The organism is Bradyrhizobium nanningense (assembly GCF_004114535.1).
GTDB classification, from domain to species: Bacteria; Pseudomonadota; Alphaproteobacteria; order Rhizobiales; family Xanthobacteraceae; genus Bradyrhizobium; species Bradyrhizobium nanningense.
This window is the reverse complement of record NZ_LBJC01000079.1, coordinates 115,674-137,917: the sequence shown is the minus strand read 5'-3', so window position 1 is coordinate 137,917 and position 22,244 is coordinate 115,674. Positions and strand designations below refer to the sequence as shown.

General features: G+C 63.1%; 17 protein-coding genes and 1 pseudogene. 7 read left to right on the top strand and 11 right to left on the bottom strand.

Annotation, left to right across the window (positions count from 1 at the left end; genetic code table 11):
* Nucleotides 1–202 precede the first annotated feature (202 nt).
* The 5 genes and pseudogenes from XH84_RS36055 to XH84_RS36030 form a co-directional block, all read right to left on the bottom strand.
* Nucleotides 203–1,036: a CarD family transcriptional regulator gene (locus XH84_RS36055; protein WP_164936217.1), complete on the bottom strand. Its 834-nt coding sequence runs from the start codon at nt 1,034–1,036 to the stop codon at nt 203–205.
* 345 nt (nt 1,037–1,381) lie between these two features.
* Nucleotides 1,382–1,720: a ferredoxin FdxA gene (fdxA, locus tag XH84_RS36050; protein WP_018643465.1), complete on the bottom strand. Its 339-nt coding sequence runs from the start codon at nt 1,718–1,720 to the stop codon at nt 1,382–1,384.
* A gap of 132 nt (nt 1,721–1,852) precedes the next feature.
* Nucleotides 1,853–2,116 (bottom strand): annotated as a pseudogene (locus XH84_RS36045) (RNA-binding S4 domain-containing protein); the annotation flags it as partial.
* A gap of 10 nt (nt 2,117–2,126) precedes the next feature.
* Nucleotides 2,127–5,567 (bottom strand): helicase-related protein, encoded by a 3,441-nt coding sequence (locus tag XH84_RS36040; RefSeq protein WP_128919141.1) that lies wholly within the window; start codon nt 5,565–5,567, stop codon nt 2,127–2,129.
* Nucleotides 5,568–6,162: 595 nt separating this feature from the next.
* A complete protein-coding gene (locus XH84_RS36030; RefSeq protein WP_245471986.1) occupies nt 6,163–7,026 on the bottom strand; it encodes a DUF3108 domain-containing protein in 864 nt (287 codons plus the stop codon).
* Nucleotides 7,027–7,508: 482 nt separating this feature from the next.
* Between XH84_RS36030 and rpmB the strand changes: the two genes are divergently transcribed.
* The 6 genes from rpmB (at nt 7,509) to XH84_RS36005 (ending at nt 13,505) form a co-directional block, all read left to right on the top strand.
* Complete coding sequence (rpmB, locus tag XH84_RS36025) at nt 7,509–7,817, top strand: 50S ribosomal protein L28 (protein WP_092220416.1); 309 nt, start codon at nt 7,509–7,511, stop codon at nt 7,815–7,817.
* 200 nt (nt 7,818–8,017) lie between these two features.
* A complete protein-coding gene (locus XH84_RS41530; protein WP_283811986.1) occupies nt 8,018–8,962 on the top strand; it encodes a DEAD/DEAH box helicase family protein in 945 nt (314 codons plus the stop codon).
* On the top strand, nt 8,916–9,845 hold the full coding sequence (locus XH84_RS41525; RefSeq protein ID WP_283811985.1) for a Z1 domain-containing protein: 930 nt from the start codon (nt 8,916–8,918) through the stop codon (nt 9,843–9,845). Before XH84_RS41530 ends, XH84_RS41525 begins: the two co-directional genes overlap by 47 nt.
* Nucleotides 9,846–10,383: 538 nt before the next feature.
* Nucleotides 10,384–11,106 carry a hypothetical protein gene (locus XH84_RS36015; protein ID WP_128919140.1) on the top strand — a complete coding sequence of 241 codons (723 nt, stop codon included), beginning with the start codon at nt 10,384–10,386 and terminating at the stop codon, nt 11,104–11,106.
* Between the two features lie 675 nt (nt 11,107–11,781).
* A complete protein-coding gene (locus XH84_RS36010) occupies nt 11,782–13,116 on the top strand; it encodes a T6SS phospholipase effector Tle1-like catalytic domain-containing protein (RefSeq protein ID WP_128919139.1) in 1,335 nt (444 codons plus the stop codon).
* A gap of 143 nt (nt 13,117–13,259) precedes the next feature.
* A complete protein-coding gene (locus XH84_RS36005) occupies nt 13,260–13,505 on the top strand; it encodes a PilZ domain-containing protein (RefSeq protein ID WP_164936216.1) in 246 nt (81 codons plus the stop codon).
* A gap of 125 nt (nt 13,506–13,630) precedes the next feature.
* Here the strand turns inward: XH84_RS36005 and XH84_RS36000 are convergent, their stop codons facing one another.
* The 5 genes from XH84_RS36000 to cobS form a co-directional block, all read right to left on the bottom strand.
* On the bottom strand, nt 13,631–14,038 hold the full coding sequence (locus tag XH84_RS36000; RefSeq protein ID WP_128919137.1) for a hypothetical protein: 408 nt from the start codon (nt 14,036–14,038) through the stop codon (nt 13,631–13,633).
* 358 nt (nt 14,039–14,396) lie between these two features.
* Nucleotides 14,397–15,509 (bottom strand): NADH:flavin oxidoreductase/NADH oxidase, encoded by a 1,113-nt coding sequence (locus tag XH84_RS35995; protein ID WP_128919136.1) that lies wholly within the window; start codon nt 15,507–15,509, stop codon nt 14,397–14,399.
* 191 nt (nt 15,510–15,700) lie between these two features.
* Nucleotides 15,701–16,783 (bottom strand): esterase-like activity of phytase family protein, encoded by a 1,083-nt coding sequence (locus XH84_RS35990; RefSeq protein WP_128919135.1) that lies wholly within the window; start codon nt 16,781–16,783, stop codon nt 15,701–15,703.
* Nucleotides 16,780–18,684 carry a cobaltochelatase subunit CobT gene (gene cobT, locus XH84_RS35985; RefSeq protein WP_128919134.1) on the bottom strand — a complete coding sequence of 635 codons (1,905 nt, stop codon included), beginning with the start codon at nt 18,682–18,684 and terminating at the stop codon, nt 16,780–16,782. Before cobT ends, XH84_RS35990 begins: the two co-directional genes overlap by 4 nt.
* Before the next feature lie 186 nt (nt 18,685–18,870).
* Entirely contained in the window at nt 18,871–19,869 is a 999-nt protein-coding gene (gene cobS, locus XH84_RS35980; RefSeq protein ID WP_128919133.1) for a cobaltochelatase subunit CobS, read from the bottom strand.
* Between the two features lie 293 nt (nt 19,870–20,162).
* Between cobS and XH84_RS35975 the strand changes: the two genes are divergently transcribed.
* Nucleotides 20,163–20,822 carry a DedA family protein gene (locus XH84_RS35975; protein ID WP_128919132.1) on the top strand — a complete coding sequence of 220 codons (660 nt, stop codon included), beginning with the start codon at nt 20,163–20,165 and terminating at the stop codon, nt 20,820–20,822.
* A gap of 174 nt (nt 20,823–20,996) precedes the next feature.
* On the opposite strand, the gene XH84_RS35965 is transcribed toward XH84_RS35975, so the two are convergent.
* Nucleotides 20,997–22,208: a citrate/2-methylcitrate synthase gene (locus tag XH84_RS35965; protein ID WP_128919130.1), complete on the bottom strand. Its 1,212-nt coding sequence runs from the start codon at nt 22,206–22,208 to the stop codon at nt 20,997–20,999.
* Nucleotides 22,209–22,244 lie beyond the last annotated feature (36 nt).

Sequence of the window (22,244 nt, the reverse complement as noted above, 5' to 3'; positions counted from 1 at the left end):
ATCGGTAGAAGTACCGAACGACGTATCTTCGTCAAACTTCTCCCTGGGGTTATGGGTCCCGGCGTTCGCCGGGACGACATCGAGTTTGTTGAGATGTCTTTGCGCAAAACTCCGGTCGTCGATCCAGATCACGGTCGTGAAACAAAGAAGCCCGGCCGAACGGCCGGGCTTTTGATCTCTTGCGATCGACGCGACGAGACGCTTACGCGGCCTCGTCGGCAACCGTGGTGTCGTCGCCATCGGTATCGTCAGTCTCGCCCTCGGCATCCGTCTCGCCTTCGGCGGCTTCCGCCTTGGCATTGCGGCGCGGGCTCTTGGCGAGCTGGGCCTCGATCTCCTTGACCGCTTCGGTCTCGGTCGAGTGCTGCACCACCGCGATCTCGCGGGACAGACGGTCGAGCGCCGCTTCATAGAGCTGGCGTTCGGAGTAGGACTGCTCCGGCTGCGATTCCGAGCGATAGAGGTCGCGCACGACTTCCGCGATCGCGACGATGTCGCCCGAATTGATCTTCGCTTCGTATTCCTGGGCGCGGCGCGACCACATGGTGCGCTTGACGCGGGCGCGGCCCTTGAGCGTCTCGAGCGCCTTCTTCACCAGCGTGGGCTCGGACAGCTTGCGCATGCCGACATTGGCGACCTTGGCGGTCGGCACGCGCAGCGTCATCTTGTCCTTGATGAAGTTGATGACGAACAGCTCGAGCTTCGCACCGGCGATCTCCTGCTCCTCGATGGCCAGGATCTGGCCGACGCCGTGAGCGGGATAGACGACGAATTCGTTCGCCTTGAAGCCCTGGCGCTGGGTCACGACCTTCTTTTCCTCGACCTTCGGCGCAGCAGCGGGCTTGGCCGCCGGCTTGGCAGCGACGGGAGCCTTGGCAGGAGCAGCAGCAACATGAGCCTTCGGCGCGGCGGCGGGCTTGGCAGCGGAAGCCTTGACGGCAGCGGGCTTGGCAGTCACAGGCTTTGCAGTCACAGACTTGGCAGCAGGCTTGGCAGCGGTCGCTTTCGCGGCCGGTTTGGCAGTCTTGTTAGGCATTGCGCTTCTTTTGTTCTTCGAGGACTTTGCAGCCGGCGCCTTCGTCGCGGTCCGACCCTTGGATGCGCTACGGCTGGCCGCGGCGACTTTTTTGGCCTCCTTATGGGAAGCCCTCGCTGAAGTACTCTTTTTACGCGTTTTCTGTGACACAGCCTGCGCGCGGAAACTGCCACGCCCCTGTTCGACATTTGGTTTCACGGGAACCCAGAGGGGCCAACGGGGCTGAACGGGGTTCGGCTTAATGTGCTCAATATAGCACATTTCCCGCAAAAATCAATGATTTAGGGGTCTTCAGGGCTGGATTTCGGCGGCGGCGCCGCTATTAGGGTTAAGTTTGGGTCCGATTTAGTCGCCGGAGCCGGGGTTCGGAGAAAAATATTTCTCGAACTTGCCTTCCATGCCGTCGAATTCCTTGGCGTCGGCAGGTGATTCTTTCTTCTGGGTGATATTCGGCCAGCTCTTGGCGTAGTCGGCGTTGACCTGGAGCCACTTCTCCAGGCCGGGTTCCGTATCCGGCTTGATGGCGTCGGCGGGGCATTCGGGCTCGCACACGCCGCAATCGATGCACTCATCGGGGTGGATGACCAGCATGTTGTCACCCTCATAGAAGCAGTCGACCGGGCAGACCTCGACGCAGTCGGTGTACTTGCACTTGATGCAGTTTTCAGTGACGACGTAAGTCATCCAACGCTCCGAAAAGCTCTTTTAAAAGTCGGGGCTTGCCTAGCGCGGATGGCCCTGCGCTGCAAGGTCGGGAAAGCCCGATCATGACGGCTTTGTGTGTTTGATCGACCAAGAAATGAATTCGATGCGCAATTAATTGCGCATCCCGAGCTCCTCGTAGAGCACCCGGGCCGAGGCTGCATCGCCGCGGCGCTCGCTAAAGCTTGTCACTTTCAACACGCGCACCGTGCGGTCGAGCGCGATGGTGAGCACATCGCCGATCTTGACCGCATGCCCCGGCGAGGTCTCGCGTGTGCCGTTGATGCGAACATGGCCCGTGACGACGAGCTCGGCCGCGGAGGTGCGCGCCTTCACCACCCGCGCGTGCCACAGCCATTTGTCGAGGCGCTGCCGCTCGGTCGTGGGATCACTCCTTGCGGCCGGACAGCTGCTCTTTCAGCGCGGCAAGCTTGGCGAAAGGCGAATTCGGATCAACGGGGCGATCACGCTCGCGCGGGTTCGCGCTCGAGGCGTAGGGGCGGAGTGACGGACCGCCCTGGCGGTCGCGGCCCTTGTCCCGGTCGCGGCCACGATTGTCGCGGCCCTTGTCGCGATCGCCGCCGAACTTGCCCTTGTCGCGATCACGCCCCTTGTTGTCGCGATCCCTGTTGTCGCGATCCTTGCCCTCGAAGCGGCGGCTCTTGTCGTCGCGCCCCTCGGGACGCGGCGCGCCTTCGCCGCCACCTTCGCGCGGCTTGCGGAAATCTCTGCCGCCGTCCCTGCGATGGCCGCCATGACGATGGCCCGGCTTCGCGCCTTCGGCGGCTTCACCGGGCGCGGCGCTCGCCGCACCGGCCTCGGCACCGGCTTGCGGACGCGGCTGATGGTGATGACGCTGGTGGCGGTGGCGCTCGTGGCGCGGCTTGCGGTCCTCGTGACGGCCGCCGGGACGCCAGACCTCGACCAGCTCGGGCTCGGCGGGCGTGGCCGCGGCCTCAGGCGCGGCAGCGTCGGGCGATGCAGCGGCTTCCGTTGCAGCGGCCTCGGCGGGAGCAGCCTCAAGACCATCGGATTCGGCTTGCGCAGCCGGCTCTTCCGCCGGCGGCGCGATGCCGGGGGCGTCTTCGGGCGTGACGGGCGCCTCGGCGGAGGCGTCCAGCGCAGGCTCGGCGTCGTGAGCCGGCTCGTCCTGCGGCTCCATGCCGGGTGCGTCTTCGACGGTGACTGCTTCAGCGGCAGCTTCGGTGGATGCGGCCGGCTCCTCGGGCAGGCCGGCAACGGCCTCCGCAGCGGTCTCGGTCGAAGTCTCGGCGCTGCCCTCAACCGGCGGCGTCTCTGCCGCGACCGTTTCAGTCACGACCTGCTCGGCCACGACGGGCTTTTGCGGCAGCGGCGGACGCTTCTCCATGCGATAGCCGAGGGCACGTAGTACCGACGCAAAATCCTCACCTGCAGAGCCAGTGAGCGAGGTCATCGCCTGGGTGACGACGAAGCTGCGGCCGTCGAAGGCGCCGGCCGGCTTCTCGCCGGAGGCATTCTCGCGCCAGGCCAGCGCCGGGCGGATCAGATCGGCAAGACGCTCCAGGATGTCGACGCGCACGGCGCGCTCGCCGGCCTGCTTGTAGCCGAGCACGCGATAGGCATCGCGCGGCAGCGCCTTGTCGACCGGGAACGAGGTGCGCCCCGAGGAGGCCAGATGCTGCGCGCCGGACAGCGAGGATAGATCGACGTTGTCCTGCTTCAGCGCCCACAAGAGCGCGGCGAGCGCGCGCGCGGCGGGCTTGAGCAGGCCGGGGAAATAGATGTGATAGGCGCCGAAACGGACGCCGTATTTGCGCAACACCGCGCGCGAGGGCTGGTCGAGATCCTTCAGCTCGTTCGCGATCTTGGGACGCTCGAGCACGCCGAGGGCCTCGACGAGCTGATAGGCGATGCCGCGGGCAATGCCGGTGACGTCCTCGGCCTTGGAGAGCTCGAACATCGGCCCGAGCAGCTTCTCGATATGCGTCTTGAGCCAGAGCTCGAGCCGCGCCTGCACCTTGTCGCGCGGGCCGCCGGTCAGGCGCTCGTCGGAGATGATGCGGATGCGCGGATGCAGCGCGTCCTCTGCGGCAGACAGCCGCGCCACGGCGTCTCCGGTCCAGCGGATGATGCCTTCCGAGGTCAGCACGAACTGATCGTCGGGCGCATTGCCCAATCGTTCGGCGCGCGTGTTGATCTCGCCGGCGAGCACCGCTTGCGCTGCAGCCTGCAAGGCTTTCGCATCGGAGCCCGCTTCCGCAGCGTCCGGTGCAAAGGTGAAGCCGTCGAGGCGGCCGATGACATGGCCTTCGACGATGACTTCGCCGGTCTTGCCGATTTCAGTATTCAAGCTCGTGTTCTCCCGCAGGCGGCGCATCAATACACTGGTCCGGCGATCAACGAAACGCTCAGTCAAGCGTTCATGGAGCGCATCCGATAATTTATTTTCGACTTCCCGCGTGATTCCCTGCCAGCGATCGGGGTCTTTCAGCCAATCCGGGCGGTTGGCGACGAAGGTCCAGGTGCGAATCTGCGCGATCCGGGCCGACAGCGTGTCGATATCGCCGTCGACGCGGTCGGCCTGGGTAACCTGGGCTTCGTACCAAGCATCGGGGATGCATCCCTTCTGCATCAGGAAGCCGTACAGCGTCGTCACCAGCTCGGCATGGGCCGCCGGCGATAATTTCCGATAGTCCGGAACCTGACAGGCCTCCCACAGCCGTTCCACCGCCGTCTGGCCATGCGCGATATCGCGCACCTCGCCGTCGCGGGCGGCATGGTCGAGCACGCGCATGTCCTCGGCAACAGGCGCGCGCGTCAGCGCCTCATGGCCGGGGGCGAGGTTCAGCGACACCTGCAGCGCGCCGAGCGATGCAAAATCCAGCTTCGAATTGCGCCATTGCAGCATCTTCACGGCATCGAAGGTGTGGTTCTGCAGCGCGTTGACGAGCTCGGGCTCGAACGGCGCACAGCGGCCGGTGGTGCCGAACGTGCCGTTGCGGGTGGCGCGGCCGGCGCGGCCTGCGATCTGCGCGAATTCGGACGGCGTGAGGCGGCGGAACTGATAGCCGTCGAACTTGCGATCGGAGGCAAAGGCGACGTGGTCGACGTCGAGATTGAGGCCCATGCCGACGGCGTCGGTGGCGACGAGATAATCGACGTCGCCGTTCTGGAACATCTCGACCTGCGCATTGCGTGTGCGCGGCGAGAGCGAGCCTAGAACCACAGCGGCGCCGCCGTGCTGGCGGCGGATCAGCTCGGCGATGGCGTAGACTTCATCGGCCGAGAACGCGACGATGGCGGTGCGGCGCGGCTGCCGCGTGATCTTGCGATCGCCGGCAAATTCCAGCTGCGACAGGCGCGGCCGGGTGATCATGGAGACGCCCGGCAACAGGCGCTCGATGATCGGGCGCATGGTCGCAGCGCCCAAGAGCAGCGTCTCGTCGCGGCCGCGGCGGTTGAGGATGCGATCGGTGAAGACGTGGCCGCGTTCGAGATCGCTCGCGATCTGAACCTCGTCGACGGCGAGGAAGGAGAGGTCGAGGTCGCGCGGCATCGCTTCGACGGTCGAGACCCAATAGCGCGGGCTCTTCGGCTTGATCTTCTCCTCGCCGGTGACGAGCGCGACCGCCTCGCTGCCGACCCTTGCGGCGATCTTGTTGTAGACCTCGCGCGCCAGCAGGCGCAGCGGCAAGCCGATCATGCCCGAAGGGTGCGCGAACATCCGCTCGATGGCGAGATGGGTCTTGCCGGTGTTGGTCGGCCCGAGCACCGCAGTGACGCCAGCGCCAGGCACTCGATCAGAAGCTGCGCGCTCGGAAGCGAAGGGGGAGGAGGAAAAAGCCATGTCTGGGGATTAGGTAGTCGCGATTTGGGCGAATGTCAGTGCTGGATTGCGGCGAGGGCTGCTCCTTCCTGAGGAGCGCGTTAGCGCGTCTCGAAGGATGAAGGCCCGGCTGGCGCCATAGGGCAAGCCAAGCCCCTCGCCCTTCGAGACGGCCGCTGGCGCGGCCTCCTCAGGGTGAGGGGCACACCGAGCGCGTGGGCCTCCTCCCCAAATCCCGCGCAACTGTCTCACTTTGCGACGCTTTTCCTGCCCGTCTTAAGTTTCGGAACGACTCTAGAACGAATCGCGGCCGAATCGCTGACTCCAGATTGAGTCCCGTTCCGTTCACGCAACATGTCGCGGGAGTCTTAACCGTTACGACTAGATGGAGTTTTCGGCCGCCGGACAAGTGACGTTTCGAGGGCGCAAAGCCTTAAGTTGGGGACGGCGCGGAGTCGAATCAGAATCGGGGCGGAGTCAAATGGATTCCCGATTGCGAGCCCTCCAAAGCAAAAAACGCGAAAACAACCCCATGCACAGTAGGTAAGCTATTGATATTGCGAGACCTCTTACCCCCCTGGAGGGGGAGGGTAAGTGCGCCACCACCGTTGCGGCTTTACTGCGTCTTCGCCACCCTTGGCGGCTGGGCGGTGGTGATGAAGCTGGTGGCTTCCAGCATGGCGGGGCCGAGCGGCGTCGGCACTTTCAGCCAGAACGGGACCAGGATGCGGGTGCCGGCGACCGGGGCGAAGGCGATCTCGATGTGGCGCTGGGCGGCGAGGTATTTGATCACGGGGCGGTCGGGGATGTAGCCCGCCACAGGCACGAAATAGAGCGAGCAGACCACGACCGGGCCATGATAGCCCTTTTCCGCCTTCACGCTCTCCATGCGCTTGAAATCGAGCTTGAGGTCGTAGCGCATGCGGCCGTCGAACACCGGGGCCGAGTTGTGGCAGGCCTCCGGCGTAACAGGATCGCCATTGCCGGGTACGCGCAGCAGCGAGGCCGTCATCGGGTCCCAGACGCCGCGGCGGTGGGCGTCGGTGACGACGATGCGGTCAGGATCGACCGGCGGCTCCGGCAGGATCGCAAAATCCTTCACATTGCCCTTGTCGAGCGTGATGCGGATCTCTTCGGTCTTCTTCGAGGTGGTGGTGGAGGCCTGGTAGCCAGTCGCAACCAGCGCGCCATTGACGACGCGCCCCTGCGAGGCGCCGGTGCCGGACCCGCCCGTGAACGACTTCAGCAGGCCCGTGGTGCCGCCTGCGGCGGCCGCCGAAAACACGTCGTCCTGGATATCGATGTTCCAGCCGCCCTTGCCGACCGGAATGCCTGACAGCGAGGCCTCATATTGCGCCTCGAGCTTGCCCTGCGCCGCCGCGGGCAGCGCGCCCCACACCACCGACAGGCCGCAAAATGCCGCGAGCCAGCCGGCCAAGCGCGGCCGGACAGAGCGCGATTGGGGCGCAAGAGGAGGCATTGTGAGCACGAAACAATCCATGGGGGCGCGACGGTTGTTACTTAAGCCAAAAACCGCGGCAAACAATGTGTCCGGGCGTGTCGGGCCGGGAACTCCACCGGACTCTTCGGTCGCGAATACGCCGTTTATGTGATGGTAAGGTGCGACAAACATTGCCGTTTTGGTGATCGGGAGGTAGCCGCGGACGCGGTCACCTCTCCCGCTTGCGGGAGAGGTCGCGCCGCAGGCGCGGGTGAGGGCTCTCTCCTCTGGGGGACACTCGCGGCTGCCCCTCTGCGGAGACACCCTCTCCCCGCCCTCCCCCGCAAGCGGGGGAGGGAGCGCACCGCGCGCGGCTTCAAAAGACCGCCCAAAACCTTGACGTCCCGCCCCTTCCCCCCTATACGTCCGCCCGCTCCCTGCAAGGACGAAAGAATTTGCCCCCGTGGCGCCCAAAAATGGCGGCCGCACTCGTTGGGGGTTCGAACTAAAGGATTTCTACCATGTCACGCCGCTGCGAACTGACGGCCAAGGGCCCCCTCGTCGGCCACAAGGTCAGCCACTCCAACATCAAGACCAAGCGCCGCTTCCTGCCGAACCTAGTCAACGTGACCTTCATCTCGGAAGCCCTGGAGCGCAACGTGCGCCTGCGCGTCTCCACCAACGCGGTCAAGAGCGTCGACCACAATGGCGGCCTGGACGCCTTCCTGCTCAAGGCCAACGCCGACGCCCTGTCGCCGCGCGCCCTCGAGCTGAAGCGCGCCATCCAGAAGAAGGTCGGCGACACCGCGCCGGCCAAGAAGGCCAGCTGAGTTTTTTCGAGTTAGGGCGGGGGCTAAGTTGCGTCGCGTGGCGTAGGCTTAGCCAGTAGAGTTTGCGTAGCGGCCGGATCGAAAGATCCGGCCGTTTTTTGTTTGTGGGGTCGGCGGCATGATACCTCTGCCTACCTTGCCCTGAGGCCATTGCCCGCTATGATCGTGAAAAACAACGATTCAACTTGGGGGGTAGTGGGTTGGGGCTTAATGTCGGCCAGCTGCGGGCTATCGCGCAGCAACGCGATAGATATAAAACGCAGCTAAGTCGGCTGAAGACGACCGGCAAGCAGACGTCTTGCATCGAAGCGGCAGTCTCAAGTGCTTGCGACACCTTGGAAAGCGGCACCACGTCATTCGTTATTTACGGAGAGCCTCAGAGCGGCAAGACAGAAATGATGATCTGTCTTACAGCAAAGCTCTTGGATGACGGGCATCGCGTCGTTGTACATTTGTTGAATGACAGCGTTCAGCTCCTTCAACAAAACCTAGAGCGCTTCCAACGATCGAAACTGTCGCCAGCAGCTCGCAACTTCTCAGATGTAATCGATCCCGACTATTCATTATCCGCCGGTTATCATGTCATCTTTTGCAAGAAGAATGCGAGCGATCTGACGAAGCTGAATCAGAAGCTGGAGCGAATCGGCGACAAGGTCATCATCGATGATGAAGCTGACTTCGCAACTCCAAATGCGCTGATCAACAAAGGCGACATCACCAGTATCAACGCGCTTATCAATAAGCTCATCAGCCACGACGGCATCTACATCGGCGTGACGGCGACTCCTGCACGTCTGGACCTCAACAATACGTTCGAGAACGATAACGAGAAGTGGGTCAATTTCCCGCCGCATGAGGCCTACACTGGCCAAGATGTCTTCTTCCCCCTGGACACCGATGTGCAATTTTCCTTGCACACGCTTCCCGACACAGACGATAGCCCGAAGTACCTGCGTGAGGCCATCTTCCGATTTCTGGTGCGAGTCGCCGCCCTTAACTTGACCGCGAAGTCCGACGAGAACTTCTCGATGCTCATCCACACGAGCGGCAAGAAGCTCGATCACAAGTCAGACAAGAAGCCAATCGACGAAGTGATGAATGCTCTCTCAGACACTCATTCTAAGAAGTTTGAGTCTTTCGCATGAGATCGGCAAGATAGCGACCAAACTATACGGTCAAGAGCAGGCAAGCAGCATCCTCGCGTATATCGTGAAGAATTGCGACCAAACCAGCACGATTATAATGAACAGCGAGCGAGACAAGAATGTCGACTTCAAGTCTGCCACTTCGCCAGCAGCGATGTTTACATTCGTCATTGGCGGCAACATCGTTTCAAGAGGCGTCACATTCGACAACCTCCTCTCGATGTTCTTCACTCGCGATTCAAAGCACAAGATACAACAGGATACTTATATCCAGCGCGCACGAATGTTTGGCTCGCGCAAGAAACATCTTCCCTACTTTGAATTGACCATACCGGAGCAACTTTATCTCGACTGGCAACGCTGCTTCGCCTTTCACAAGCTCGCGCTTGAGGCCATCAAAACAAAAAAGGGCTCTCCCGTTTGGTTGGCCGATCAGCGAATCGCAGCAGTTGCATCAAGCAGCATCGACAAAACGAATGTACTGCTCGACAAGGGAGAAATGTCTTTTCCGATTTTTGACTACTCGCCCAAGATCGAGAAGCTGCTATATGGCTCGAATGATCCAATTAGCAGCTTGAAGCAACTACAAGAGAGAATCGGCAATGATGCTCTACCAGACTATTTGATCAGATACGTGCAACGAATACTCCCAAACGGAGCCTCATCCATTGCACTGCATCAGTCGAGCACGATCGAGAACATGAAAGATGCCAACAAAAACAAGATCGAGCGTACGAAGGGGCTTTTCGGTCAAGTTAAGCGCGAGTTTCCTGACGCAGTGCACCACTTCAAGATTTTCTACAACGCGAAGGGCAAAGCGCGACTAATCTATAAGTTCAATGGCAGTATTACTTTTTTGAAAAATGTCAAAAATGCTGGATGATTACGAATTCTATCAAGGTGTTGTTCTCCGACAGCTTGCCGTAGAGAACGATTACTCTCTATCCGTTTCCTTCCGTCCATTTGTCCGAGAGGGTCGAATCAATGCGTTCGTCATGAACGGGCGTGTCGGCGTCTACATGAAGCATTCCTCGAAGCGAATGTCGCCGTGGCGATTCACATTTACAATCGAGCAAGCCGCAGATCTTTTAGACATGGAGCATAAGTTTCCGGACTCTTTCATGGTGTTTGTGTGCGGTACCGATGGTCTAGTTACGCTCTCATTAGCGGACCTACACAGCATCGTTAGCTTCCAAGAAAGCGAAAACGCTTGGGTCAGTATTTCGAGACCACCTCGCACTCAATACGAGATCGCCGGCAATCGCGGCGAACTAGGGTATAAGGTTTCGAGGGGCATAGGTCCGATTCCTGAGACTTTAAAGACGCGCGTGCGCGAACGCTATGCTACTGGCTAACCGTTTCCCTGCGGGCAACTCATCCTAGATGACCTCCTAACACTCGCTTCCGCGCAAATTCGTAGCATGAGCAAGACTTACACAAAAACCATACAGGAAGCGCTTGGGCGCGATCCCGTTCATCCCTTCCCCGCCCGAATGGCTCCCGGGATTGCTCTCGATATTTTGTCGAGCGAGCAAGACCAAATTCGAGTTCTGGATCCAATGATGGGATCAGGGACCGTACTTGCGATGGCTCGCGCGAGCGGCCACTCAGCGATCGGAATTGATATTGATCCGCTTGCAGTGCTCCTAGCCCGCGTATGGACAACAGCGATCGATGAACCCAGGGCAAGAGCCAGGGCCGCTGAGGTATTGGAGCGCGCAAGAGACAATATGCCCTCGCTAAGCGTAAGCGATGCATACCCGCGAAACGCGGATTCAGAGACTCGCAGCTTTGTTCGCTATTGGTTCGACATATACGCGCGCAAGCAACTAGCCTCGCTCGCAAACTCCATTCACGGCGTCAGAGATGATCACATCAGAGATGTACTTTGGTGCGCCTTCTCACGCCTGATCATCACTAAGCAGGCCGGTGCTTCATTGGCTATGGACCTCTCCCATAGCAGGCCGCACAAGGCTTTTGAGAGCGCTCCAATCAAGCCCTTCAACAAATTTCTTTCCGCCGTTGACCTCGTTCTGAAGAACTGCATTTCAAAGAGCCAACCTGAACGCGTCCGGCGACGCGGACATCGCTCGGTGACGCACGAAAGCTTCCTCTTGCGAGAGGGACGATCGATCTTGTTTTGACTTCTCCTCCTTACCTGAATGCAATTGACTACATGAGATGCAGCAAATTTTCGCTAGTTTGGATGGGGCATACGGTTGGCGAGCTTAGCAGTATTCGAACTGACAGCGTAGGCACTGAATGCGGAGACCATGATGCTCGCCAAGATTCGGTGATTAGAAAAATCATTTCTGATCTGCGACTGAGCCCGAGGCTCAGCCAGCGACATGAAGCCGTCCTTGCACATTATGTCGATGACATGATGCGCTCTATAGATGAGGTCGCTCGGGTGCTAGCGCCGGGAGGCAGGGCAATTTATGTCGTAGGCGAAAACACGGTACGTGGAACGTTCATACCGAACGCCAAGATCGTGACGGCAGTTGCCGAACATGCTGGACTCTCTATCGGTAATAGAAAAGCTCGAACTTTACCGGCTAACCGGCGCTATCTCCCCCCGCCAACGGTTCTGAACGCTCCAGAAGCCATGGGAGGCCGAATGCGCCGCGAGGTTATTCTATCCTTTTCAAAATCACCGGCCAGCCTCTGAGAAGGCCAAAGGGCTCATACTGTCCGGACGGGCGTCCGGACAGTGCGAAGAGAATTCCGGCATAAATCCTGCCGAGCCGCTTCGATCGTCACGGTCTCTTCCCGAAATTCCGCTATACTCGCCCCGGTAGCATCACCCGGAGGCGCATCCCATGGACCCCGCGCACACCACCACCTCCCCCAAAAACCTCGTCATCTGCTGTGACGGCACCGGCAACGAGATCAGCGAGAACATCTCCAACGTCCTGAAGCTCTATCGCTGCCTGCGCAAGACCGAGAAGACACAGCCGCGGCAGATGGTGTTTTACGATCCCGGGGTCGGCACGGTGACGGAGCCGACGACGTGGCACCGGCTCAAGGCCAATATCAATCTGGTGCTGGGGCTCGCCACCGGCTACGGGCTCGATGACAACGTGCTCTCGGCCTATTGCTTCCTGGTCGAGCATTATGCGCCGGGCGACCGCATCTATCTGTTCGGCTTTTCGCGCGGGGCTTACACGGTTCGCGTGCTGGCGGGGCTGATCCACAAGATCGGCCTGATCAGGCCGGAGCAAGCGAACCTCGCTGGCTCGGGCCTCGTCGCCTACAAGCAATATTCCGGCACCGGGCGCGGCAACGATATCGAGGATCTCACGGGCGTCGCCTTCGACGACCAGGGGCCGCTGCCGAAGGACCAGTTCGACCTCGCCGCGCAGTTTGCGCGCATCACCTCGACGCGCTGGCCGACCATCCACTTCATCGGGGTGTGGGACAGTGTGGCGAGCGTGATCGTGCCGCGCGCCGACCGCCTGTTCTGGCCGAGCCTGGAGGAGCTCGCCTTCACGCTGCGCAACCCCAGCGTCAGGATCTTCCGGCAGGCGATCGCGATCGACGAGCGGCGCTGCATGTTCCGCCTCAAGAAGTACGAACAGCCGCAGGAATTCTGGAGCAACCGCTACGTTCCTGATGAGAAGAAGGTGCCGCAGGACATCCTGCAGGTGTGGTTCGCCGGCGTGCACAGCGACGTCGGCGGCGGCTATCCGGAAGCCGAGAGCGGCGAGTCGAAATATCCGCTGCTGTGGATGATCGCGGAGGCGGAGAAGGCGGGGCTGAACTTCAACCCGGCGACCATCAAGCAGCTCGCCTGGGGTATCCCGCGCAAGAACTCGCCGTTTCAATATGTCGCGCCGGCCTTTACGGGCAAGACCGGCGTGCTGCACGATTCCATGACGGCGGGCTGGCGGCTGCTGGAGTTCTTGCCGAAGAGCGCGACGTACCGGGAATGGCCGGAGCGGAAGGTATTGTTCGGCTTCTACATCCCCGATTGCGAGCCGCGCCCCATCCCCGAAGGCGCGTGTGTGCATGAGAGCGTGGTGAAGCGGATGGCGGTGGAGCCGGATTACCGGCCGGTGAATTTGCCGAAGGATTTTGTGACGGTGCCGATGCCGGTGGGGCCGCATGAGGCGGAGGCAGAGACGGTGCCACCCTCCCCTGGAGGGGGAGGGTAAGACCCCGCTACCGCCGCTTTCTTCCTTTGCTGCTACTTTTCGTTAAAATTCTCCGGCCCGCCTTAGCGGGATCGCATCATCTCCTCCGCATCATCGGGGCAAACCACCCGCCGCTATTCCTGCGGAATTGGAGGAGAGTGCCAATGTACCCGCGCAAATATGCCCGCGTGAAACCGGCAGGGCTGGTGTCGCGCCAGGCCAAGATCATCACCGACCCGCGCGCGCCGGTGATCCCCTGCACGCTGATCGACTATTCGCCCGGCGGGGCCTGCGTCGATCTCGGCGGCCAGGTGAAAATCCCCGATCGCTTCGAGCTGCTGCACGTCAACACCAAGAAGCGCTGCCGCATCGCCTGGAAGCGCGGCACGCGGGTGGGCGTGGTGTTTTAGGGAGCGCTTGAGTCACAAGCTCCGCTGCGCTGGTGTGCGCTCCCTCCCCCGCTTGCGGGGGAGGGCTGGGGAGAGGGTGTCTCCGCAGAGGGATTCCCCTCGATTGTTCTCCAACAATTCCCCTACTACTTCCGCATTCTCGCCTTTGCACCCGCGATGATCTGCATGGCGACGCCGGCGAGCCAGCCGATGAAGACGAGCCAGGTCCAGGCCATGTGCGGATCGAGGCGGAGCACGATGACGGCGACGGAGACGAAGGCGGTGCCGGTGGCGAACAGCGTGCCGGCGGAACTGAGGAATTCCGCCGCGTCGATGTGGCTGTGGGCGTCGTCGAACGGCATCTGCGGCGTGTCGATGCCGAGATAGAAGCCGATGCCGCCGAGCAGCATCATCAGCAGCAGAAAACCCTGCGTGGTGAGCTGCGGGATCGCCGATCCCACAAAGGCGCCGATGAACAGGCCGCACGCCGCGCCAGCCATCGCAAGGCCCACGCGCTCGAAGACGTGAGCGGTTTTGCGAACAGGATAACGCATGGGCGGGCCTCCGTTGCCTCGACTGGGCCGAAGGTTAGGCCAGATTTGGGGAGTGTGGAAGCTGGGGAGATTTACGGATGCGGGGAAGTGAGAGGCGAAAGCGCGTCCACATAGTCCGCTGTCGTCCCGGACAAGCACGCCCTTAGGCGCGCGCCGATCCGGGATCCCCGTGCGAGCGCTTGCGCTCGTCGCGATATCCACAGGGAGAGGTTTGACGAAGACTCCCGGTTATTTGTCGACGCACACCCCGCGCAATCGAGAGATCACGCGGTATGGGTCCCGGATCTGCGCTGGCGCTTGTCCGGGACGACACTATTGATTTGGCGACGCTACCGCGCCTCAGCTGCAGCGGCGCACCCTACCTCGCCCCGAAATTGGTCTTGCCGAACAGCGCCTTTTGCGTCGAGGGCTGCGAGCGCCAATATTGCGGCGGGGCTTCGACCTCGCCGCCGAGCTCGGCGGCGGCGTGCCAGGCCCAGCGCGGATCGTAGAGCATGCCGCGGGCGAGCGCGACCATGTCGGCCTTGCCGGATGCGACGATCTCCTCGGCCTGCCTGGCTTCCGTGATCAGGCCTACGGCGATGGTGGGCAGGCCGGTCTCGCGGCGGATGCTATCTGCGAACTGCACTTGATAGCCGGGGCCGAGCGGGATTTTCTGCAGCGGCGAGACGCCGCCGGAGGAGGCATCGATCCAGTCGACGCCGCGCGCCTTCAGCGCTTTGGCGAATGCGATGGTCTGCGAAATATCCCAGCCGCCCTCGACCCAGTCGGTCGACGACACCCGCATGCCAACCGGCCTGTCGTGCGGGAAGGCGGCGCGCACCGCGTCGAACACCTCCAGCGGGAAACGCATGCGGTTCTCCAGGCTGCCGCCGTACTCGTCGGTGCGCCGGTTCGAGATCGGCGACAGGAACTGATGCAGGAGATAGCCGTGCGCACCATGAACCTCGATGGCGTCGATGCCGAGACGCGCGGCGCGTTTGGCGCTGTCGACGAAGGCCTCGCGGATGCGCTTGAGGCCCGCGGCATCGAGCGCCAGCGGGGCGGCCTCGCTCTCCTTGTGTGGCACGGCGCTTGGGGCCACCGTCTGCCAGCCGCCCTGCTCCGCCGGAATCAGCTGGCCGCCGTCCCAGGGCCGCGCGCTGCTCGCCTTGCGGCCGGCATGGGCGAGCTGCATCGCGACCGCGGTGGAGGAATGCTTGCGCACCGAGGTGAGGATCTGATGCAGCGCGGCCTCGCAGGCATCGCTGTAGAGCCCGAGACAGCCCGGCGTGATGCGGCCGATCGCCTCGACATGGGTCGCCTCGATGCAGAACATCGCAGCGCCCGACAGGCTGAGATTGTTGATGTGGGTGAAGTGCCAGTCGGTGGCGACGCCGTCATCGGCCGAATATTGGCACATCGGCGACACCACGATGCGGTTCTTCAGCGTCAGGCCGCGCAGCTTGATCGGGGAAAACAGGACGGACATGCGGGGGAGTTCCGGGGAATGAGAAGGCAATGGGGGGAGTGTAGTGAGGGGACGGCGGATTGCTAGGCGCACGGGGGAATGGCGGGTCGCCTCAGCGTGCATTTCGGCAATCATTTGGTCGCGAGATGACGCCACGCATTCCGCTGTCGTCCCGGACAAGCGTCAGCGCAGATCCGGGACGACGGCGGTGGCTATTCCGCCAGCGTGAATTGCAGCAGCAGGGTCCGCTGCAGCATCGAGAAATTGTCGTCGGAGATCAGCGTCAGGACGGTCTCGCCCTCGGGCGTGACGTGGGCGTCGATGCCTTCCATGTTGTCGATCTCGTGGCCGAGATCGGCGACGAACAGCGCGGGGCCGTCGACCAGCACGCCCGGCGCGATCGACTTCAGCGGAATCGACCGGATGCGGATGTTGACGCCGGTGAACCAGGAGAATTTGCGCTCGAGGATCAGAAGCTCGCCGGACGGCAGCAGCACGGCGTCGCTGATGTCGTATTTCTCGGTGCGGCGCACGCTGAACTGGCCGGGCGTGGGGCCGCCGATCAGGAAGGCTGTGAGATTGCCGTCCGCGTCGAGCCCGCGCTCGGAAAAGGCGATCAGGGTGCCCGCGAGCGGCTGGGCCTTCTGCATGTCCCTGGGCACGACGACCAACGCCTCCAGCCCCTTGTTGGAGGGCAGTCTGCGCACGCCCGCCGGCACCGGCACCACCTCGCCGCGGGCGCGTGTGCCGCCCTTGGAAAAATCATAGCGCAGGATCTGGTTGACGCGTTCGAGCCCGACATAGACGATATTGCCGTCGCGCGCGATCGATTCCGAATCCCACCACAGCCGCTTTTCCGTGATCGGCCGGCCCTCGGCGCCGAGCAGCGGCGCGGCCTCGACGTCGTCGAGTCCAACCATCTTGCCATTGGCGTAGCGGATGGTCCCGGTGAACCAGCCGCCCTGGTCGGAGACCGCGAGGAAGCGCTCGCCCTTGGCGTCCACCCGGATGGCGGACAATCCGCCGAAGCCACGATAGGGCGAGGTCAGCACCAGGCCGCTGCGATAGTCGAGCGAGCCGAAGCGCGTGCGCGCACGGTCACGCGGCTCGAAATGGGGAATGGCGCGCGCATTGACCTCGATGCTGACGGGCCCTGTGACGGCACGCTCGACTTGAAGCGCGCGCGGCGGCGGCTCGCTCGCGGCTTGCGCCAGCGCGATGCGGGAGGCTGCGAAAGTGGAGAATCCCGCTGCTGCAAAGCCGAGAATGCTGCGGCGGGATTGATGCGTGCTCACGAATGCAATTTGCGTCGCGGGCGAGCGGGTGCTTGCGTGGGCGCCGTGTTGGTCTCGCTGAACAGCTCGGCGAGCTTCTCGGTGATGGCGCCGCCGAGCTCTTCGGCGTCCACGATCGTCACCGCGCGGCGGTAATAGCGCGTCACGTCATGGCCGATGCCGATCGCGATCAGCTCGACCGGCGAGCGGGTCTCGATCTCCTCGATGATGTGGCGCAGGTGCCGCTCGAGATAATTGCCGGGATTGACCGACAGCGTGGAATCGTCGACCGGCGCGCCGTCCGAGATCATCATCAGGATCTTGCGCTGCTCGGGCCGGCCGAGCAGACGCTTGTGCGCCCAGTCCAGCGCCTCGCCGTCGATGTTCTCCTTCAGCAGCCCCTCACGCATCATCAGGCCGAGATTCTTTCGCGCACGACGCCAGGGGGCATCCGCCGACTTGTAGATGATGTGGCGGAGATCGTTGAGGCGGCCCGGATTGGCCGGCTTGCCGGCGGCAAGCCACGCCTCGCGCGATTGCCCGCCCTTCCAGGCGCGCGTGGTGAAGCCGAGGATCTCGACCTTGACGCCGCACCGCTCCAGCGTGCGCGCCAGGATGTCGGCGCAGGTCGCGGCGACCGTGATGGGCCGGCCGCGCATCGAGCCGGAATTGTCGAGCAGCAGCGTCACCACGGTGTCGCGGAACGTCGCCTCCTTCTCGTGCATGAAGGACAGCGGGTGATAGGGATCGGTGACGACGCGCGACAGGCGCGCAGGGTCCAGGATGCCCTCTTCGAGATCGAACTCCCAGGCGCGGTTCTGCTGCGCCATCAGGCGGCGCTGCAGGCGGTTCGCGAGGCGGGCGACGATGCCCTGCAGATGCGCGAGCTGCTTGTCGAGATAGGCGCGCAGGCGTTCCAGCTCGTCATGGTCGCAGAGATCCTCGGCGGCGATGATCTCGTCGAATTTCGGCGCGAAGGCGTGATATTCCGGTCCGCGCGGCTCGTTCTTGCCATGCTGGTTCGGACGGGTCGCCTCGCCCGGCGTCTCGTCGTCGCCGAGCTCGCCGTCGTCGAAGGTGTCGGAGGTCGAGGCCTGCGCGCTTTCCATCGCGCTCTCGCTCATCTCTTCGCTCGACGCCTGCGCCTGGTCGGCGCTCATCTCCTGCGCGGCGTCGGAATCGGGCGACCCCTCGGCGCCGGACTGGTCGTTGTCGCCGTCCTGGTTCTCGTCGTTATCGTCATCGTCCTCGCTGTCGGCGTTGCGCTCGTCGCCGAGCTCGAGCGCGGTCAAGAGGTCGTGCACGGCATCGCCGAACCGGGTCTGGTCCTCGACCAGGCCATCGAGGCGGTCGAGCCGCTTGCCGATCTTGTCTTCGAGAATCGGACGCCAGAGGTCGACCATCTTCTTCGCAGCCGTCGGCGGCGCCATGCCGGTCAGGCGCTCGCGCACCAGCATCGCCAGCGCGTCCGCCAGCGGCGCATCGGCGCGGTCGGTGATCTCGTCGAACTTGCCGCGATGGAAATGGTCGTCGAGCATCGCGGTGAGGTTCTTCGCAACGCCCGCCATGCGGCGCGCGCCGATCGCCTCGACCCGCGCCTGCTCCACCGCCTCGAACACCCCGCGCGCCTGCGGATTGCCCGGCATCAGCTTGCGATGCAGCTTGGCATCATGACAGGCGAGCTTGAGCGCGATGGAATCGGCGTGGCCGCGCACGATCGCCGCATCGCGCTTGGTCATTTTTCGCGCGGGCTCGGGCAAGCGGGCTTTGCCGGGCGCGAGGCCCGGCCGCTCGGCCGCGAAGGAGACGTCAAGCTCCGGCGTCTTGGCGATCGCCTTCAGGCAGGAGGCGACCGAGCGCTTGAACGGCTCGGTCGGCGCTTCCTTGTTGCTGCGGAATTTGGAGTTGGAGGTGGTGCTCATCTCGATCTCACCGTCGTCCCCGCGAACGCGGGGACCCATAGCCACAGGGAGCAGTTAGTGAGCACACTGATGGCCCGATCTTCGCAAAACCACGGCCTGTGGTTATGGGTCCCGGATCTGCGCTTCGCTCTCGACAACGCTTCGCGTTGCCAAGAGCTGCGCTTGTCCGGGACGACATCCCACACCTCAGCTGAGCGCCACGTTGACCGCCGATTCCGGCAGCTCCGCGTTGAAGCAGCGCTGGTAGAACTCGGCGACCAGGGGACGCTCGAGCTCGTCGCACTTGTTGAGGAAGGTGACGCGGAAGGCGAAGCCGATATCGCCGAAGATGTCGGCGTTTTCCGCCCAGGTGATCACCGTGCGCGGGCTCATCACCGTCGACAGGTCGCCGTTGGCGAAGGCGTTGCGGGTGAGATCGGCAAGGCGCACCATCTTGTTGACGATGTCGCGGCCTTCGCTGGTGCGATAGTGCTTGGCCTTGGCCAGCACGATCTCCACTTCCTCGTCATGGCTGAGATAGTTCAGCGTGGTGACGATCGACCAGCGGTCCATCTGGCCCTGGTTGATCTGCTGGGTGCCGTGATAGAGGCCCGATGTGTCGCCGAGGCCGACCGTATTCGCCGTGGCGAACAGGCGGAACGCCGGATGCGGCTTGATCACCTTGTTCTGGTCCAAGAGCGTCAGGCGTCCGGAGACTTCGAGCACGCGCTGGATCACGAACATCACGTCCGGGCGGCCGGCGTCGTATTCGTCGAACACCAGCGCGACGTTGTGCTGCAGAGCCCAGGGCAGGATGCCGTCGCGGAATTCGGTGACCTGCTTGCCGTCACGGACCACGATGGAGTCCTTGCCGACGAGGTCGATACGGCTGATGTGGCTGTCGAGGTTGACGCGTACGCAGGGCCAGTTCAGGCGTGCCGCGACCTGCTCGATATGGGTGGATTTGCCGGTGCCGTGATAGCCGGTCACCATCACGCGGCGATTGCGGGCGAAGCCGGCGAGAATGGCGAGCGTGGTGGCGCGGTCGAAGCGGTAGTCGGAATCGACTTCGGGCACGTGAGGATCGACTTCGGAATAGGCGGGGACTTCGAGATCGCTGTCGATCCCGAACACCTGGCGCACCGACACCTTCATGTCGGGCAGACCGGAAACTTCCTCAACTTTGGACAGGGCGGCGGTCGTCATCAATCCTCCGAGGTCCCGGGCGGTCCCGAAACCGGTTATTCGCACGTTGGCTGCGGCTGGGTGCTGAAACTCAACCTATCAGAGACAAGTGGCTGGCAGAAGCCCGCCCTCCGATCAAAGTTCCGTTGTCTTTTCATTTAGATAGGCAAGGAACGCAGTTTTTGGAGGGCTGCCTTGCGAATCACGCCCAAATTCGGGCGGATCACGCCCGTTCCGTGCGAATGGCACTTTGGCCGTATGCAGTTACTTATGTAGGGTCCAAAGCCCCCGTGCTCCAGCCCGCCAGAGACGATGTGACGTCCTTTCTCGATCCCCTCATATCCTTCGTTTCGGCCCATCCGTGGCTGGCCTATCTGACCCTGTTCCTGGCAGCGCTGCTTGAGGCCGTCCCGGTGGTGGGATCGGTGATTCCCGGCTCGACCATCATCCTGGCGCTCAGCGCGCTGATTCCGGGCGGCGAGCTGATGCTGCCGTGGGTGCTGCTCGCCGCCGCCGCGGGTGCCTTGCTGGGCGACGGCTCGGCTTATTGGATCGGACACCGGCAGCAACGCGAGATCCTCAACACCTGGCCGCTGACCAATTATCCGCGCGTGGTCGCCGAGAGCGAGAGCTTCTTCCACCGCTTCGGCACCTGGGCCGTGTTCTTCGCCCGCTTCGTGCCGCCGATCCGCGCCTTCGTGCCGGTGACAGCGGGCGCGCTGGGAATGGCGCCCGCAAAATTCTACGCGGTGAACATCCCGGCGATCCTGGTCTGGGCCCCCGCCCATGTGCTGCCGGGCGTGCTGGCGGTGTCGGCCTTGCACGAATATGCCGGGCTGCATCATCACGGCCATGTCGGCAAGCACATCTGGATCTTGACGGTGGTTGGGGTCGCGATCGTGCTGGGGGTGACGGTGTGGATCTATCGCCGGCGGCAGAACGGCTTCATCGCAACGACCAAGCCACGGGGTTAGGCTGCCGCCACACCAAAGGCGTCGTCCCTGCGAACGCAGGGACCCATACCGCGTGATCTACCAATTGCGACCGGCGGGAGTACCGAACAACCAGTCGTCGCCAAACTGCTCCCTGGGGTTATGGGTCCCGCGTTCGCAGGGACGACAGCGGAATAACACGGCCTAGCAGAGATCCTAACCGGCCCGCCTTCCCGGCGCCGGCCCCACATACCTGGCCCTTGGCCGGATCAACTTCCCGAACTGCAATTGCTCGCTGGCATGGGCGATCCAGCCGACGCTGCGGGCCATCGCGAACAAGGCGAGCTCGCTGCCCGCAGGCAGGCGCAGCGCGTGCACGAGGACGGCGAGGGCATAATCGATGTTGACGAATTCGCCGGTGGCTTCCGCGATGCGCTCGGGCACTTCGCGGGTGAATTTCCGCGGCGCGCCGGCGCGCGAGAGCGCGTTGAGCAGGGATTGCGCGCGGGGATCGCCGCGCTTGTAGACGCCGTGGCCGAAGCCGGCAAAGCGCTCGCCGAGCGCGACGCGCTCGCGCACAACAGGGGCGACGTCACGGTCGATCAATGTCTTCACGAGCTGCGAGGCCAGCACGCCGGCGCCGCCATGCTTCGGGCCCTTCAGTGCGGCAAGGCCGGCGATGACGGCGTCGTACAGGTTGAGACCGGTCGAGGCCGCGCAGCGCGCGGTGAAAGTCGAGGCGTTCAATTCGTGATCGGCGAGCAGCACCAGCGCGCGGCGGATCAGGTCGGGTGCGTGCTGGTTGTCCGCGGCCCAGGCCGCCGCGATCTGTTGATGCAACGGTGAGGGCGACGGCTCGGCATTGAGCATGGTCGCAACCAGCAGACGGACGATGCGGCCACCGACCATGGCGCGGCCGTCGGGCGCCCGGGTGAAGGCGCGGGGATCGGCGCTGGCGGCGAGCGCGAGCACGGCGATGGCGCGGTCGATCGGCGCCGCCCGGCGTGCGACTTGCGCGATCGCGCGCATCTCCTCGGAGAACTCAGGCTGGTTATCGGGGCCGAAAGGATCGACGTCGGAGACATCCCAGAGCAGCGTCGCCGTGTGCTCCAGCGTGTCGTTCTCGGAAAGATCGACGCAATTGACGCCGCGATAGATCGCGCCCTCTTCCGTGATGGTCGAGATCTCCGTGTCCATGACCGGCAGGTCGGCGTCGAAGCTGCGCAAGCCCCGCGGCTCCGGCGACGGCACCCGGCGCTCTTTCAGCGCCCGGACGTCCTCGGCCCGGTAGCGGTTCTTCCGCGAGTCCGGCGTCGGCTCGGAGCGGATCAGGCCGCGGCTGACATAGGCGTAGAGCGTGGCCGGCGAGATCGCGAGCTCGGCCGCGGCCTCTCGGGCAGACAAATAGAGCCCATCAGAACTTTTCATATTGATTGATATAATCAAGATTGATCAACGCGTCGA

What these genes read in the sequence shown, in the direction of transcription:
- fdxA (WP_018643465.1), bottom strand. Translation starts at nt 1,720, where the DNA reads ATGACTTACGTCGTCACTGAAAACTGCATCAAGTGCAAGTACACCGAC.
- XH84_RS35965 (WP_128919130.1), bottom strand. Translation starts at nt 22,208, where the DNA reads ATGAAAAGTTCTGATGGGCTCTATTTGTCTGCCCGAGAGGCCGCGGCC.
- XH84_RS41525 (WP_283811985.1), top strand. Translation starts at nt 8,916, where the DNA reads ATGCTCTCTCAGACACTCATTCTAAGAAGTTTGAGTCTTTCGCATGAG.
- rpmB (WP_092220416.1), top strand. Translation starts at nt 7,509, where the DNA reads ATGTCACGCCGCTGCGAACTGACGGCCAAGGGCCCCCTCGTCGGCCAC.
- cobS (WP_128919133.1), bottom strand. Translation starts at nt 19,869, where the DNA reads ATGACGACCGCCGCCCTGTCCAAAGTTGAGGAAGTTTCCGGTCTGCCC.
- XH84_RS36040 (WP_128919141.1), bottom strand. Translation starts at nt 5,567, where the DNA reads ATGGCTTTTTCCTCCTCCCCCTTCGCTTCCGAGCGCGCAGCTTCTGAT.
- XH84_RS35995 (WP_128919136.1), bottom strand. Translation starts at nt 15,509, where the DNA reads ATGTCCGTCCTGTTTTCCCCGATCAAGCTGCGCGGCCTGACGCTGAAG.
- XH84_RS36015 (WP_128919140.1), top strand. Translation starts at nt 10,384, where the DNA reads ATGAGCAAGACTTACACAAAAACCATACAGGAAGCGCTTGGGCGCGAT.
- XH84_RS36000 (WP_128919137.1), bottom strand. Translation starts at nt 14,038, where the DNA reads ATGCGTTATCCTGTTCGCAAAACCGCTCACGTCTTCGAGCGCGTGGGC.
- XH84_RS36030 (WP_245471986.1), bottom strand. Translation starts at nt 7,026, where the DNA reads ATGCCTCCTCTTGCGCCCCAATCGCGCTCTGTCCGGCCGCGCTTGGCC.
- cobT (WP_128919134.1), bottom strand. Translation starts at nt 18,684, where the DNA reads ATGAGCACCACCTCCAACTCCAAATTCCGCAGCAACAAGGAAGCGCCG.
- XH84_RS36010 (WP_128919139.1), top strand. Translation starts at nt 11,782, where the DNA reads ATGGACCCCGCGCACACCACCACCTCCCCCAAAAACCTCGTCATCTGC.
- XH84_RS36005 (WP_164936216.1), top strand. Translation starts at nt 13,260, where the DNA reads ATGTACCCGCGCAAATATGCCCGCGTGAAACCGGCAGGGCTGGTGTCG.
- XH84_RS36055 (WP_164936217.1), bottom strand. Translation starts at nt 1,036, where the DNA reads ATGCCTAACAAGACTGCCAAACCGGCCGCGAAAGCGACCGCTGCCAAG.